Source organism: Mesorhizobium sp. (assembly GCF_004962245.1).
Lineage (GTDB): Bacteria > Pseudomonadota > Alphaproteobacteria > Rhizobiales > Rhizobiaceae > Mesorhizobium.
Genome location: NZ_SUHQ01000010.1, coordinates 35,127 through 50,229, shown reverse-complemented (window position 1 = coordinate 50,229; position 15,103 = coordinate 35,127). Strand labels below are relative to the sequence as shown.

At 62.4% G+C, this 15,103-nt stretch carries 12 protein-coding genes; 11 read left to right on the top strand and 1 reads right to left on the bottom strand.

Going from position 1 to position 15,103, the window contains the following annotated elements; translation table 11 throughout:
* Positions 1-86: 86 nt before the first annotated feature.
* The 10 genes from E5X88_RS12600 (at position 87) to E5X88_RS12555 (ending at position 12,502) form a co-directional block, all read left to right on the top strand.
* Positions 87-908 carry an N-formylglutamate amidohydrolase gene (locus E5X88_RS12600; RefSeq protein WP_292161621.1) on the top strand — a complete coding sequence of 274 codons (822 nt, stop codon included), beginning with the start codon at positions 87-89 and terminating at the stop codon, positions 906-908.
* 18 nt (positions 909-926) lie between these two features.
* Positions 927-2,441: an amino acid permease gene (locus tag E5X88_RS12595; RefSeq protein WP_292161619.1), complete on the top strand. Its 1,515-nt coding sequence runs from the start codon at positions 927-929 to the stop codon at positions 2,439-2,441.
* Between the two features lie 96 nt (positions 2,442-2,537).
* Positions 2,538-3,908: a glutamine synthetase family protein gene (locus E5X88_RS12590; protein WP_292161617.1), complete on the top strand. Its 1,371-nt coding sequence runs from the start codon at positions 2,538-2,540 to the stop codon at positions 3,906-3,908.
* An 88-nt stretch (positions 3,909-3,996) separates the two neighbouring features.
* Positions 3,997-5,385, top strand: a complete 1,389-nt coding sequence (locus tag E5X88_RS12585; protein WP_292161616.1) for an aldehyde dehydrogenase family protein — start codon at positions 3,997-3,999, stop codon at positions 5,383-5,385.
* A 17-nt stretch (positions 5,386-5,402) separates the two neighbouring features.
* The gene (locus E5X88_RS12580) at positions 5,403-6,575 is read left to right on the top strand and encodes an iron-containing alcohol dehydrogenase (RefSeq protein ID WP_292161615.1); all 1,173 of its coding nucleotides are present in this window, start codon (positions 5,403-5,405) and stop codon (positions 6,573-6,575) included.
* Between the two features lie 242 nt (positions 6,576-6,817).
* Positions 6,818-7,924: an ABC transporter substrate-binding protein gene (locus E5X88_RS12575; RefSeq protein WP_292161614.1), complete on the top strand. Its 1,107-nt coding sequence runs from the start codon at positions 6,818-6,820 to the stop codon at positions 7,922-7,924.
* Between the two features lie 73 nt (positions 7,925-7,997).
* Positions 7,998-8,891, top strand: coding sequence for an ABC transporter permease subunit (locus tag E5X88_RS12570; RefSeq protein WP_292161613.1), 894 nt, complete (start codon positions 7,998-8,000; stop codon positions 8,889-8,891).
* The gene (locus tag E5X88_RS12565) at positions 8,888-9,682 is read left to right on the top strand and encodes an ABC transporter permease (RefSeq protein ID WP_292161865.1); all 795 of its coding nucleotides are present in this window, start codon (positions 8,888-8,890) and stop codon (positions 9,680-9,682) included. The genes E5X88_RS12570 and E5X88_RS12565 overlap by 4 nt, the downstream gene beginning before the upstream one ends.
* A gap of 28 nt (positions 9,683-9,710) precedes the next feature.
* A complete protein-coding gene (locus tag E5X88_RS12560; RefSeq protein WP_145720683.1) occupies positions 9,711-10,775 on the top strand; it encodes an ABC transporter ATP-binding protein in 1,065 nt (354 codons plus the stop codon).
* A gap of 176 nt (positions 10,776-10,951) precedes the next feature.
* The gene (locus tag E5X88_RS12555; protein WP_292161610.1) at positions 10,952-12,502 is read left to right on the top strand and encodes a sodium:proton antiporter; all 1,551 of its coding nucleotides are present in this window, start codon (positions 10,952-10,954) and stop codon (positions 12,500-12,502) included.
* Between the two features lie 52 nt (positions 12,503-12,554).
* Here E5X88_RS12555 and E5X88_RS12550 read toward each other — a convergent pair whose 3' ends face one another.
* Positions 12,555-13,703 carry a DSD1 family PLP-dependent enzyme gene (locus E5X88_RS12550; RefSeq protein ID WP_292161607.1) on the bottom strand — a complete coding sequence of 383 codons (1,149 nt, stop codon included), beginning with the start codon at positions 13,701-13,703 and terminating at the stop codon, positions 12,555-12,557.
* A 153-nt stretch (positions 13,704-13,856) separates the two neighbouring features.
* Here E5X88_RS12550 and E5X88_RS12545 point away from each other — a divergent pair, with 153 nt between their 5' ends.
* Positions 13,857-15,020: an ROK family transcriptional regulator gene (locus E5X88_RS12545; RefSeq protein WP_292161605.1), complete on the top strand. Its 1,164-nt coding sequence runs from the start codon at positions 13,857-13,859 to the stop codon at positions 15,018-15,020.
* Positions 15,021-15,103: the final 83 nt, after the last annotated feature.

Genomic DNA, 15,103 nt, shown 5'->3' with positions numbered 1-15,103 from the left:
GGTCAAACTGTATGAAATCATCCATAGGGACGCAATGAGGCAAAATACGTAACATACGATACAGCGCTCCCCGGGGACTGCTACCAATGGAGACAGCACGGCCCGCCAGCCTTGCATCGTCTGAAACCGTGAGGGTGACGAACTCGGGCGGATCAAGCCCTTTCGTGCTGACCTGCGATCACGCCTCCAACTTCCTGCCGCCGGAATTCGGAACGCTCGGCCTTGCTGCCGAAGAGCTCTCCCGCCACATCGCCTGGGATCCCGGCGCGCTGCCGGTCGCCCGCCGCATGGCCGAGGCGCTTGACGCGACGCTGGTCGAAACCCGCATTTCGCGCCTGGTGATCGACTGCAACCGCTCGCTCGACGCGCCTGACCTGATATCGGCGATCAGCGAAACCACGGCCATTCCGGGCAATGCCGGCCTGTCGGAAAAGCAGCGCGCCGCGCGCATCGCCTTGTCGTGGCAGCCCTTCCATGACGCGGTCGCGAGTATCATCGACAAAAGGCTGGCGCGCGGAGTGGAGACCCGTCTGGTATCCGTCCATTCCTTCACGCCTGTCTACAAGGGCAAGAGCCGGCCCTGGCACATCGGCATCATTCATGACGAGGACCGCCGGTTGGCGTCACCGCTGATTGCCGCGCTGAAGCGGCTCGCAGGCATCAATGTCGGTATCAACGAACCCTATTCGCCGGCCGACCGCGTCTATTTCACGCTGGAGCGGCACGCACGCTCGCGCGGCCTTGCCTGCGCGATGATCGAAATCCGCAACGATGAAATATCCGACGAAGCCGGGCAGCGAAAATGGGCGGATCTGCTCACGGGCATTTTTTCCGATCTCGAGCCATCATCCGGATCCCAGGGATCCGGCCGGCGCGGGCTCGGCCATCCGGTGGAACCGGTCAACTGACAAGAAGGGGACTTTCCAATGGCTAGCGGTGATACGAAGCAAGTCGGCAGCGTCGCCTATGCGACGCGCGACAAATCCTATTTCGAAGACCGACAACTCGTGCGTCATGCCAATGTCTGGCATTTGTGGGCGCTCGGCGTCGGCGCCGTCATATCCGGACATTTCTCGGGCTGGAATTTCGGTTTCGGGACAGGCGGCTGGGGCGGCATGCTGGTGGCCGGCATCATCATCGCCATCATGTACATTGGCCTCGTCTTCTCGATCGCCGAGATGAGCCCGGCTTTGCCGCACACCGGCGCTGCATACTCCTTCGCCCGGACGGCCATGGGGCCGTGGGGCGGCTTCATCACCGGGCTTTGCGAAAATGTCGAGTATGTCGTGACGCCCGCCGTCATCGCCTTTTTCATTGGCTCCTATATGGGAGGCATCTGGTCGGTCGCCTTTCCCGACTCAAGCGTCTGGCCGCCAATGTGGTGGCTGGTGACCTATGTCCTGTTCCTGGCGTTGAATGTTTTCGGCGTCGCGCTGTCCTTCCGCGTCACCCTGATCGTCACGCTGCTGTCGCTCGCCGTGCTGGTCATATTCTGGATCAGCGCCATCCCGAGCATGGACTTTTCGCGCTGGGCGCTGAACATCGGCGTCGGCCCGGACGGAGCGGCGATGGAGCTCCCCGAAGGCAACGGCTCGATGTTCCCGTTTGGCTTCTCGGGCGTGCTGGCGACGCTGCCCTTCGCGGTGTGGCTGTTCCTGGCGATCGAGCAGCTTCCGCTGGCGGCGGAAGAATCGGTCGACCCCAAGCGTGACATGCCGCGCGGCATTATCGCCGGCATGCTGACGCTGATGGTCTCGGCGTTCATGATCGTGCTGCTCAACCCGTCGGTCGTCGGAGTCGGCTCCTTCAAGCTCGCCACGTCCGCCGAACCTTTGCTTGACGGGTTCCGGGCGATCTATGGCGACTCGGGCGCAGTGCTGCTTGGCCTCATCGCGCTGATTGGACTGATCGCCAGCTTCCATACCATCATCTTCGCCATGGGCCGCCAGGTCTATTCGCTGAGCCGCGCCGGCTATTTCCCGTCCGCGCTGTCGGTGACTCACAAATCCCACAAGACGCCGCATGTGGCGATGTTCGCGGGCGCTATCGTCGGCCTTGGCATCATGCTGATCATGTGGTTCGCGCTTGGCGGCGATGCCGCCGGGTCGCTCATCGGCTCGGTGTTGCTGAACATGGCAGTGTTCGGCGCCATGTTCTCTTACATCCTGCAGGCGGTGTCCTTCATCATGCTACGCCGGAACCAGCCGAACATGGAACGTCCCTATCGCAGCCCGCTTGGTATCCCGGGCGCCGTCCTGACGATCGTCATTGGCGTGGTCACTCTGCTCTATCAGATTCAGGACGCGAACTTCACCAAGGGCGTGGTGTGGGTGGCACTGTGGTTCGCCATCGCGATCGTCTATTTCGGGCTGATCGGCCGTCACAAGCTGATCCTGTCGCCGGAAGAAGAGTTCGCGCTGGAGCACGCGCAGAAAGCCTGACCTGTCTCGGACCCCCAAAAAACACCCGGCCGCTTCCCCGCGGCCGGGTCCAGATTTGAACTCTCGAAGCGCCATAAGGCGGCGGAGCGTGAAGGAATGGCCGGAAATTTCTCGTTCGATCAGTTGAAGAAGGCGGTCTCCAGCGGCGAGATCGACACGGTGCTGGCCTGCATCGTCGACATGCAGGGCCGGCTCGCGGGAAAGCGGTTCCTGGCACAGTATTTCGTCGATTCCGCCCATGACGAGACGCATGGCTGCAACTATCTGCTGGCCGCCGACATCGATATGGAACCGGTGCCCGGCTACAAGGCGGCGAGCTGGTCGAAGGGCTATGGCGACTTCGTCATGAAGCCTGATCTGTCGACGCTGCGGCGCATCCCGTGGCTCGAAAAGACGGCGCTGGTGATCTGCGACGTGCTCGACCATCACACCCATGACGACCTGCCGCATTCGCCGCGCGCCATCCTGAAGAAGCAGGTCAAGCGGCTGAGCGAACGTGGCTATATCGGTTATTTCGCTTCCGAGCTCGAATTCTACCTGTTCAGCGAGACCTACGATTCCGCCCGCAAGAAGCACTGGCAGGGCCTCGATACCGCTTCGCCCTATATCGGCGATTATCAGATCGGCATCACCACCAAGGAAGAAGGCGTCATGCGCCGGCTGCGCAACGAGATGGAGGCGGCCGGCATTCCGATCGAGAATTCCAAGGGTGAGTGGGGTCCGGGCCAGGAAGAGATCAATGTGCGCTATGCCGCGGCGCTCGACATGGCCGACCGCCACGTCATCCTGAAGAACGGCGCCAAGGAAATCGCCGAGTCCGAAGGCAAGGCGATCTCGTTCATGGCCAAGTACAATTACGGGCTCGCCGGCAATTCCAGCCACATCCACAATTCGCTGTGGAGCGCCGACGGCAAGACGCCGCTGTTCTACGACAAGAAGGCTGACTGGACGCTGTCGACGCTCGGCCAGCAATGGGCGGCCGGCCAGCTCAAATATGCCAAGGAATTTACCTGGTTCCTGGCGCCCTACATCAATTCCTACAAGCGCTTCCAGGCCGGCACCTTCGCGCCGACCAAGATCATGTGGAGCGAGGACAACCGCACCGCCGGTTTCCGCCTGTGCGGCGAGGGCACCAAGGGCATCCGCATGGAGTGCCGCATCGGCGGCGCCGATTTGAATCCCTACCTCGCCTTCGCGGCGCTGATCGCGGCCGGTCTTGCCGGCATCGACGAAAAACTCGAACTGCAAAAGCCCTTTGTCGGCGATGCCTATCAGGCGTCGCGCCTGCCGGAGATCCCAAAGACACTGCGCGACGCGACCGAGACGCTGGCGAAGTCGAAAATGCTCAAGCAGGCGCTCGGCGACGACGTGCTCGAACATTACGTGCACACCGCGCGGTGGGAGCAGTTCGAATACGACCGCCGGATTACGGACTGGGAACTGCACAGGGGGTTCGAGCGGTACTAAACTACGCCAGTGCTGCCGTTCGGCCTTTGATGCCGGAAGGGTGGCGGCTCAAAACCAAGATTGTCATAAACTGCGAGGACTCAAGGTAATGACCGAAACGGTCAAAATAAAATCCCCCGTCGATGGTTCGATCTATGCCGAGCGGCCTGTAGCCACGGACCAGGCGATCAACGCCGCGGTCGAGCGCGCCAAAGCGGCGCAGGAAAAATGGGCTGAGACACCGATCGTCGAGCGCGGCAAGTATATGCTCGCCATGCTGGAAGCGCTGGTCGCCATGACCGACGAGATCGTGCCGGAGATCGCCTGGCAGATGGGCCGTCCGGTGCGTTATGGCGGCGAGTTCGGCGGCGTCAAGGAACGCACCAATTACATGGTCGAGATCGCCGAAGCGGCACTCAAGCCGGTGATGGCTTCCAATCCCAAGGACGGGTTTCGCCGCTATGTGAAGAAGGTGCCGCTCGGCGTGGTCATGGTGATCGCGCCGTGGAACTATCCCTATCTCACCGCCGTCAACACCATCGTGCCGGCGTTGATGGCCGGCAGTGCCGTCATCCTCAAGCACGCGGCGCAGACGCTTCTTGTCGGCGAACGCTTTCAACAGGCATTCGACAAGGCTGGCTTGCCCAAGGGCCTGTTCCAGAACCTCGTCATGAACCACGCCCAGACCGAAAAGCTGCTCGGTTCAGGCAAGATCGACCATGTCAATTTCACCGGCTCGGTTGCCGGCGGCCGCGCCATCGAAAAAGCCGCGGCTGGCACCTTCATGACGCTCGGCCTCGAACTCGGCGGCAAGGACCCGGCCTATGTCCTGGCCGATGCCAAGATGGACCATGCCGTCGCCAATCTGGTCGATGGCGCCTTCTACAATTCCGGCCAGTGCTGCTGCGGCATCGAGCGCGTCTATGTGCACGAGAAGGTCTATGACGAATTCGTCGAAGGCTTCATCGCCGAAACGAAGAACTACGTCGTCGGCAATCCGCTGGAGCAGGCGACGACGATGGGACCGATGGCGCAGGCGCGCTTCGCCGACCTGATCCGTGAGCAGAAGGCCGAGGCGCTGCGTAAGGGCGCCAACGCGCATATCAACATGAAGGTCGCCAACGACATGGCCGGCTCGCCCTATCTTGCGCCGGAAGTGCTGACCCAAGTCGACCACCAGATGAGCGTCATGCGCGAAGAAAGCTTCGGGCCGATTGTCGGCATCATGAAGGTGCGCAACGACGAGGAGGCAATCGCCCTGATGAACGACAGCCCCTATGGGCTGACGGCCTCGATCTGGACCGGTGACACCGAGCATGCGGTGGCGATCGGCGACCGCGTCGAGACCGGCACCGTGTTCATGAACCGCTGCGACTATCTCGACCCGGCGCTGGTCTGGACCGGGGTCAAGGACACCGGCAAGGGCGCCGCGCTGTCGGCCATCGGCTACGACAATCTGACCAGGCCGAAATCATATCATCTGCGTGAAGCGATCTGATTTTCCGAAAGAACAAAATGACAAAACTCATTTCCAAATGGAACTACCCAACAACCGTGCGCTTCGGTGCCGGGCGCATCAAGGAATTGCCTGATGTGCTTGATGCCACCGGCATCAAGCGGCCGCTCTTCGTCACCGATCCGGGGCTGGCGAAGCTGCCGGTCGTCGCTTCGACCTTGAAGATCCTCGACGATGCAAAGGTGCCCTACGGCGTGTTTTCCGAGGTGAAGCCGAACCCGGTGGACTCCAACCTGACCGCCGGCATTGCGGTGTTCAAGAAGGGCAAGCATGACGGCGTCATCGCCTTCGGCGGCGGCTCGGCGCTCGACCTCGGCAAGCTGATCGCCTTCCAGGCCGGCCAGACGCGGCCGGTCTGGGATTTCGAGGATGTCGGCGACTGGTGGACGCGCGCCAACTCCGATGCGATCGCGCCGATCATCGCCGTGCCGACCACGGCCGGCACCGGCTCGGAAGTCGGCCGCGCCGGTGTCGTCACCAATGAGGCGACCCACACCAAGAAGGTCATCTTCCATCCGAAACTCTTGCCGGCGATCGTCATCGCCGATCCGGAACTGTCGGTCGGCATGCCGGGCTTCATCACCGCCGGCACCGGCATGGATGCGCTCGCCCATTGCCTCGAGGCCTATTGCGCGCCGGGCTATCATCCGATGGCCGACGGCATCGCTGTCGAAGGCGTGCGGCTCGTCTTCGAGAACCTGCCGAAGGCCTATGCCAACGGCAAGGATCTCGTCGCCCGCGCTCACATGATGAGCGCTGCCGCCATGGGGGCCGCCGCCTTCCAGAAGGGGCTGGGCGCCATCCACTCGCTGTCGCATCCGATCGGTGCGCTCTATGACACCCATCACGGCATGACCAACGCCGTGTTCATGCCCTATGTGCTGGCCTTCAACCGCGACGCCATCGAGGTGCGCATCGCCCGGCTCGCCGCCTATTGCGGCATCAAGGGCGGCTTCGACGGTTTCGCCAGGGCGGTCATCAAGCTGCGCAAGGAGCTGAAGGTGCCGCATGCGCTGCCGGGCCTGATCAAGGGGCTCGACATGGACAAGAAGCGCAAGGGCCTGATCGCCGACATGGCGGTGGTCGATCCGACCGCCGGCGGCAACCCGGTCAAGCTGACCAGGAAGGCGGCGCTGACGCTGCTCGAAAACGCCATTGCCGGCACCGTCTGAGACGGTTTTCGCGCCGGAAATTGATCTGGGAACCGAGGGCAAAGAAAGGGGGAAAGGATGGCAGGCAAGGCAGAAATTCGTTAGCCGGAAAAAGAATCGCAGAGCGATTGCTACAGCCGGTTAAAAAGAGTTACTTTTTCGTACTGCAGGGCATCGCTTTCACAAAGCTTTCATCTGGCTGTCACACGAAAACGATACCGCATCGCAGGCGTCCAACGGCGTCAGTTCAACGGAGAGAACACATGTTCAAATTCACGGGAAAAGTGCTTTCCCTTTCGGCCGTCGCCCTGATGGCGACCTCTGCCATCTCGTCGGCTCAGTCCATGGATGAACTGGTCGCCGCCGCCAAGGCGGAAGGCCAGCTCACCACCATCGCGCTGCCGCACAGCTGGTGCGGCTACGGCGACGTTATCGCCGGCTTCAAGGCGAAGTATCCGGAAATCACCATCAACGAGCTCAATCCCGATGCCGGCTCCGGCGACGAGATCGAGGCGATCAAGGCCAACAAGGACAATAAAGGCCCGCAGGCGCCTGATGTCATCGACGTCGGCCTGTCTTTTGGCCCGTCCGCCAAGGCCGATGACCTGATCCAACCCTACAAGGTGTCGACCTGGGATACGATCCCTGACAGCGCCAAGGATGCCGATGGCTACTGGTACGGCGATTACTACGGCGTGCTCGCCTTCGGCGTGAACAAGGCCGTCGTGCAGAACGCACCACAGGACTGGGCTGACCTGCAGAAGCCGGAATATGCCAACTCGGTGGCGCTCGCCGGTGACCCGCGCACGTCGAACAACGCCGTCATGTCGGTCTACGCTTCGGGCCTCGCGGCTGGCGGTACCGGCGGCCAGGACGCCGCCGCCAAGGGTCTGCAGTTCTTCAAGCAGCTCAACGATGCCGGCAACTTCGTGCCGGTCGACGCTGAAGCGGCAGCTGTCGCTCAGGGCACGACGCCGATCGTGATGAACTGGGACTACAACCTGCTTGCCATGCGCGACAAGATGGCCGGCAATCCGGAAATCGAAATCGTTGTGCCAAAGGGAGCGGTGGTTGCAGGCGTCTACGTACAGGCGATCAGCGCCTATGCGCCGCATCCGAATGCCGCCAAGTTGTGGATGGAGTATCTCTATTCAGACGAAGGCCAGCTCGGTTGGCTGAAGGGCTACTGCCACCCGATCCGCTTCAATGACCTCGCCAAGAAGGGCGCGATCCCGAAGGAGATGCTGGACAAGCTGCCGGCGGCCGAGAATTACGAAAAAGCGGTGTTCCCTACCTTGGAGGAACAGAACGCTGCCAAGAAGGAAATTAGCACGAACTGGGATGCCATCGTTGGCGCCGTCGTGAAGTAATTCATAGGGCGCCGGCCGGTTCGCCGCCCGGCGCCCTATGCCAAACTTCGGGAATCCCATGGCAGACTCCACTATGTCCCAGACAGCCAGCGTCAGTCCTGGCGCACCGGAGATCAGCCGCTTTCGGCTGCCACTGCATTGGTTAGGCGTAACTCCGTTCTTCGTTTTCGCGCTGGTCTTTCTGATCTTGCCAACGGTAGGGCTGATCGCGGGCGCGTTCAAAAATGCAGCCGGCGACTATACGTTCGACAACATCATAGCGTTGTCGCAACCCAAGCTCGCCGCGGCCTATTTGGTATCCATTCAGATCAGCTTTGTTTCTGCGGCCCTTGGCGCCCTGATCGGCCTAGCAATGGCAGTGGCAGCTGTTCGCGGAGGCTTGCCGTCGTGGTTACGCTCGGCAACCTTGACCTTCTCGGGCGTCGCCTCGAATTTCGCCGGCGTGCCGCTGGCATTCTCGTTCATCGCGACGCTAGGTCGGCTCGGAGTGGCGACGATCCTTTTGCGAGACATTTTCGGCATTAACATCTATTCGCTCGGCTTCAGTATCTTTTCGTTCTGGGGCCTGATCCTCACCTACCTCTATTTCCAGATTCCATTGATGATCGTCATCATCACACCGGCGGTCGATGGGTTGAAGAAGGAATGGGGCGAAGCCGCCGCCACGCTCGGCGCAACCAATTGGCAATATTGGCGCATGGTCGTCATCCCGGTCTTATGGCCGAGTTTTCTCGGTACGACCGTCCTCCTCTTTGCCAACGCGTTCGGAGCAGTCGCCACGGCCTATGCACTGACGGGACCGTCACTCAACATCGTGCCAATCCAGCTGTTCGCGCAGATTCGCGGCGACGTGCTTTACAATCCGAATCTAGGCTATGCGCTTGCATTCGGCATGATCGTCATCACCGGCCTGGCCAACCTCTTCTATATCTTGTTCCAACGGCGAGCCGAACGGTGGCTGAAATGAAGCAAGGCAGCCGCTTTTGGGCTTGGCTCGTTTTTGGCGTGGGAACCGCCTATTTTATCCTGCCGCTTTTGGCGACCTTTGAATTCTCCTTGCGTAAGCGGCGCGGGGAATACTCCTTTGACGCCTACCGCTCAGTCTTCGAAGATCCGAATTTCCAGACGACATTTACCTACTCCGTCGTTGTGGCAGTCTTCACCATTCTTTTGGGCGTTCTCCTCGTTGTCCCGACGGCCTACTGGATTCGGTTGCGGCTACCGAATCTGCGGCCGGTCGTAGAGTTCATTACTCTGCTGCCGCTGGTTATTCCCGCTATCGTCATCGTCTTCGGCTACATCAGAATGTTCGGTTCGAATTCGGCGTTGCCGTTTCTGGCGACAGCGCGCGGCACCGATGTTCTGCTGGTCATCGGCTATGCGGTGCTGGCGCTGCCTTATATGTACCGGGCGGTCGATACCGGTCTCAGGACCATCGATGTGAGAACGCTCACCGAAGCCGCACAAATCCTCGGCGCCGGCTGGACCACCATCATCGCCCGCATCATCCTGCCGAACGTACTGATCGCCGTTTTATCCGGCGCGTTCCTGAGTTTTGCCATCGTCATCGGCGAGTTCACCATGGCCTCGCTGTTGAACCGCCCAGCCTTCGGCCCCTATCTGCAGAACATCGGCGCCAACAGTGCATATGAGCCGTCGGCACTGGCGATCATTTCGTTCGCCATCACCTGGGGCTGCATGTCGCTGATCCAGATCCTGTCGCGTTTTGCGCCGAGATCGGCGAACCGCCCAAACTGATCGAAAGTACTGACCGAAAGAAAAAGCCATGGCCGAGCCATTCCTCTCAATCCAGCAGGTGCGAAAATCCTTCGGCGCCACCACCGTGGTCCAGGACTTCAACCTCGACGTCGAGCCGGGCGAGTTCGTCTCCTTCCTCGGGCCATCGGGCTGCGGCAAGACGACAGTGCTGCGCATGGTCGCCGGCTTCGAGGAGCCGAGCGCCGGCAAGATCGTGGTGGCCGGCAAGGACATCACCCGGCTCAAGCCCAACCAGCGCAATGTCGGCATGGTGTTCCAGGCCTATGCGCTGTTCCCGAACCTGACCGTGGCGCAGAACATCGGCTTCGGGCTGAAGGTCGCGGGCATGCCCAAGGCCGATGCCGACAGGCGCGTCGCCGAGATGCTCGACCTCATCAAGCTGCCGCAGATGGGCGACCGCTATCCCTATCAGCTCTCCGGCGGCCAGCAGCAGCGTATCGCGCTGGCGCGGGCGATTGCGCCAAAGCCGAAGCTCTTGCTGCTCGACGAGCCGTTGTCGGCGCTCGACGCCAAGGTGCGCGTGTCGTTGCGCGAGGAAATCCGCTCGATCCAGAAGAAACTCGGCATCACCACCATCTTCGTCACCCACGACCAGGAAGAGGCGCTGTCGATCTCCGACCGCATCGCCGTCATGTATGGCGGCAAGGCCGAGCAGGTCGGCACGCCGTTCGAGATCTACAACCGGCCGGCGACCAAGTTCGTCGCCAATTTCGTCGGCACGCTGAACGTGCTCGAAGGCACCGTCACCGACGCGGCATCGGGCAAGGTGCGCGTCAACGCGCAAGAGGTCTCGCTGAAGGGCAAGCTCAATGGCTCCAAATCCGGCGACACGCTGTCGCTGGCGCTGCGGCCCGAGGCGATTTCGCTCGGCCGCCATCCCGGCCGCGATTCCAGCCTTTCGGGCGAGATCGCCGAAGTACATTTCCTCGGCTCGGTCATCCGGGTTCGCGTCGGCATCGGCGGCAGCACGGTGTCGCTCGACACGTTCAACAGCCCGGCGACCCCGCCGCCGGCCGTCGGCGAAAAGGCCGAGATTTCCTTCTCGTCGGGCGACATGCTGGTGCTGCACTAGGGCGGGATGCAGGGAACGAGGTTAGAGCCTCAGCATCTCGGCCAATCTCCAAAAGCATGCGATCTGCCCGGGACGATCCGATCTCTACTGCCAGGCAGCACGAACCTGCTGGACAATCAACAGCATCTTGCCGCTTTGCCCCTGCCAACAATGCCACTTCACGGCTACGATAAGGCATGGCGCTTTTCGAGCTGACCCTCGTTCTCCTGCTGATAGCCGTCGCGCTGACGGCGCTGTCGCGGCGTCTCCAGATTCCCTATCCTTCCTTGCTGGCGCTGGCGGGCGCCGGCATTGCCTTCCTGCCCTTCGCACCGACGATCGAGATCGACCCGGAACTGGCGCTTGCCCTGTTCGTCGCGCCGGTGCTTCTCGACGCGGCCTACGACACATCGCTGCGCGACCTCAATCGCTACAGGCTGCCGCTCTTCTTGCTGGCGCTCGGTGCCGTCGTTTTCACCACCGCGACCGTGGCACTGTTCGGCTGGACAATGGCAGGCCTGCCTCTCGCCGCGGCCATCGCCCTCGGCGCCATCGTCGCGCCGCCCGATGCCGTCGCAGCGTCGGCCGTGCTTGGACAGTTCAAGGTGCCGCATCGCATCACCGCCATCCTGCAGGGCGAAAGCCTGCTCAACGATGCCACCGCTCTCCTGATCTACCGGATGGCGGTTTCGGCAACCATCGGCTCCGTCCTTCTGAGCAGCGCCGTTCCAACGATCCTGCTGTCGACTGTCGGCAGCCTTGCGGCCGGCTACGCGCTCGGCCGATTGTTTCTGGCCACACTCGGTCACATCAGAGATCCGGCAAGTGGCACGGTGGTGCAGTTCGCCGGGACATTTGGCGTCTGGATCCTGGCCGACAGGATCGGGCTCTCCGCCATCATAACCATCGTCGTCTATGCCATGACCATCGCGCGCACCGCGCCGCGTCGGATGCCGGCCAGAAATCGCGTCAGCTCCTACTCGGTCTGGGAGACGGCGGTCTTCGTGCTCAACGTGCTGGCCTTCGTCCTGATGGGCCTTCAGGCACGATCGATCGTCGGCCGGCTTGCCGAGCAGGGGCAGGGCGAGGCCTTCGTCTTCGCCGCGGCCGTGCTGGCCGTCGTCATCGTTTCGCGCTTCGTCTGGGTGTTGGGATGCGGCGCGATCATGAGGTGGCTTGCCAGCTTTGGCGACGCGGCCCGGCAGGCCGAAGCCCCGTCGTTTCGCGGCGGTGTGCTGATCGGCTGGTGCGGCATGCGCGGCCTGGTCACCCTCGCCGCAGCGTTCGCCTTGTCGGCCGACTTTCCGGCCCGCGACCCGATCGTGCTCGCCGCCTTCTCAGTCGTCCTCGGCACATTGGTGCTGCAAGGCATGAGTCTCAAGCCGCTGCTGCGCTTGCTTCGTCTCGACCCTGACCAGACGGTCGACCTCGAAGTCGCGCAGGCACGCGTCGTCATCATGCAGGCCGCGCTGGACGTCCTGAGCGGCAAGACATCGAATGCCGCGGCAGCGGTGCGCGAGCAATTTACCGCGCAGCGCATAATCGCCGAAAACCCGGAGGATGCCCAGGCGGCGACCGAGTATGACAGGTTGCGGTTGTATGCCATCAAGAGCCAGCGTGATGCGCTGGAACGGCTGCGCAGCGACGGGACGATCGGCGACGAAGCGTATCATCGCCTGGAAGAAGAAATCGACTGGTCGGAATTGGCCGCTTCTCCGCCCGGACGATTCCAGCCGCTGACGACTTAGCGCCTTTTGTCGATTTCGGCCGCAGCCAAATCCAGAATGTCCGCAAGGGACGTCAATAGAGCTTTCCGCGCGCCGTTACCGGCCACAACGTCTCGACCTTCCCGTTGCGAACGCCGACAAACCAATCGTGCAAATTGCAGGTCGGATCGCAATGCCCCGGCACCAGGAGCAGCCGGTCGTTGATGGCGAGCCGGTTGCCCGGATCGTCGATCTTGCCATGCTCGTCATTGGCTGCGGCATAGGCAATCCCGGGCCGGTCGAAAATCAGCGGGAGGCCGCTGTCGACGGCCAACGCCTTGAGGCCGGCGTCGCACACGGCACGTGTCGGCGCCGTCTTGCTCATGACCGACGTCAACACGAAGAGCGCGTGTTCGAACCCACCGACCATGCCGCCGTCATCGTCGCGGACCCGACCATAATCGGCGTCCATGAAGATGTAGGAGCCGCACTGCAATTCGTTGTAGACACCTGAGCACCCTTCCATGTCGAAGCTGCCCGTGCCGGCCCCGCCGACGATCGCGCATTCGAGACCGTGTTCGGCCAGAAGACGCACCGTGTCGCGTGTCATTTCAATCGCCGAGGCGATCGCCGCCCGGCGCTCGACCGGATCGACGATATGCTGCGCACTGCCGTGGTAGGCTTGAAGACCGGAAAACACGAGGTTGGGCGTCGCTGCGACGCAGCGCGCGAGATCGGCCGCCGGCACACCCGGCTGAACACCGCAGCGGCGGGCGCCGCAATCGATCTCGACAAGGACTTCGATCGTGGAGCCGACGCTCTGTGCCGCCTTCGACAGCGCAGCGACGTTGGTGGCGTCATCGACGCAGACGATGATGCGCGCTCTGCCGGCAAGTCGTGCCAGCCGCTCGACCTTGAGCGGGCCGGTGACCTGGTTGGAGACGAGGATGTCCCTGACGCCGCCGCGCACCAAGGCCTCGGCCTCCGACACTTTCTGGCAGCAGACGCCACAGGCGCCGCCCTTGGCGATCTGGAAGAGGGCGATGTCGGCGGATTTGTGGGTCTTGGCATGGGCGCGCAGCCGAACGTCCATGCTTTCGATATGGCAACGCATGCGCTCAACATTCCGCTCGAAAGCGTCGAGGTCGATGACCAGAGCCGGTGTCTGAATATCCTCGACCGCGTCGCCTATCGCGGCCGGCACGTCGTAGCCTATTTCCAGATCGTTGCGACCACTGCTCATGCAGGCACTTTCCACCGTTGGTTTGCGCTGTCGGCTGCCCAAGGATTTTCAGTTGGCCAGGTTTCAGGCAGTCTGCGCGAGGACAATCGATTTGATGTTCTGGATTGCCTCATCTATAGATTTTGTCAAGCCAGTTAACTTTAGGAAGGCCGTGTGAAGCAAAAACAGTTGAGCGAGGCTGACATCCGGGCTGCCTTCACGTCCAGCGCGCGTTCCGTGTTCCGCACGCTTTTCCAATCGGGCCCGGCGACGCGGCCTCAGCTCGGTTCGACGCTTGGCCTGTCGCGGCCGACATTGTCTTCCTCGATCGCCGAGCTCTTTGCGGCTGGCTATGTCGAGAAGATCGGCGAAGTGCAGGGTCCGCTTGGTCGCAAGGCAGCGATGTACCGGCTGGGCCCCGGCGCTGGCCATGTGGTGGCGATCGATGCCGGTTCGACCCATGTGCGCACGCGCGTCGCCACGCTCGACCGGCGGCTTCTTCATCATCGTGTCTATCGGCTGTCGTCCAACCAGCGCCACCTTGGCGCCGAGATCAGCCAGGCTGTCGCCGAGGAGGTCGAGGCGACATTGGCGCTGACGGAGCCGGGTTGGGGAAAGTTGCGCGCTCTCGGCATCGCACTGCCTTCCCGCGTCGTTGCCGACAATGCTGCCCGGGCGGCGACCGGGCAGGAGAACCTGTTCTCGCATTTTACGCCGCCCGACGGTGTCCCGCTCCTGCTCGAGAACAATGTCAACTGCGCTGCACTGGCGGAGCAGAGCCATGGGGTCGCGCAGGGCCTGGAGGATTTCGCCTATATCCAGATCGGCCTGAAGATCGGCATGGGCGTGGTGCTTGGCGGCCGCTTGATCCGCGGCCGCAGCGGCGCGGCCGGCGAGATCGGTCATCTGCCGTTCCCGTGGGGACCCGGCCTGCGGCCCCAGAATGCCGGGCTGGAGGACTATGTCGGCGCCGAGGCGCTGATGCAGCGAACGCGTGCAGCGTGGCCGCAGGATGCCGGGGCGGCACCCGCCGACGCGGCGACGCTCTTTGCGCTGGCCGGCGAGGGGCATGCCGCTGCCCTTGCCCAGGTGAAGCGTCATGCCGAGGACATCGGCGCCATCGTGTCGGCCTGCGTCGGCGTCATCGACCCTGGAATTGTGGTGCTCGGCGGCGGCATCGGCGACAATGCGATCATGCTTCCTTATGTTCGCGAGACCGTCGACAGGCTGAGCTATCCGACGGAGATCCATGCCAGCAGCCTCGGCGTCGACGCAACCGTGCTCGGCATCGAGAAGATAGCCGCCGACCATGCGTGCGAGTTGCTCGTCGGCAAGTAATCCGTCGCCACCGGACCCTCGCCGCTACCCTCCAGTCGCTCTATGAACAATTTTGTGCGACTCCCACTTGCGGGTTCGAATTT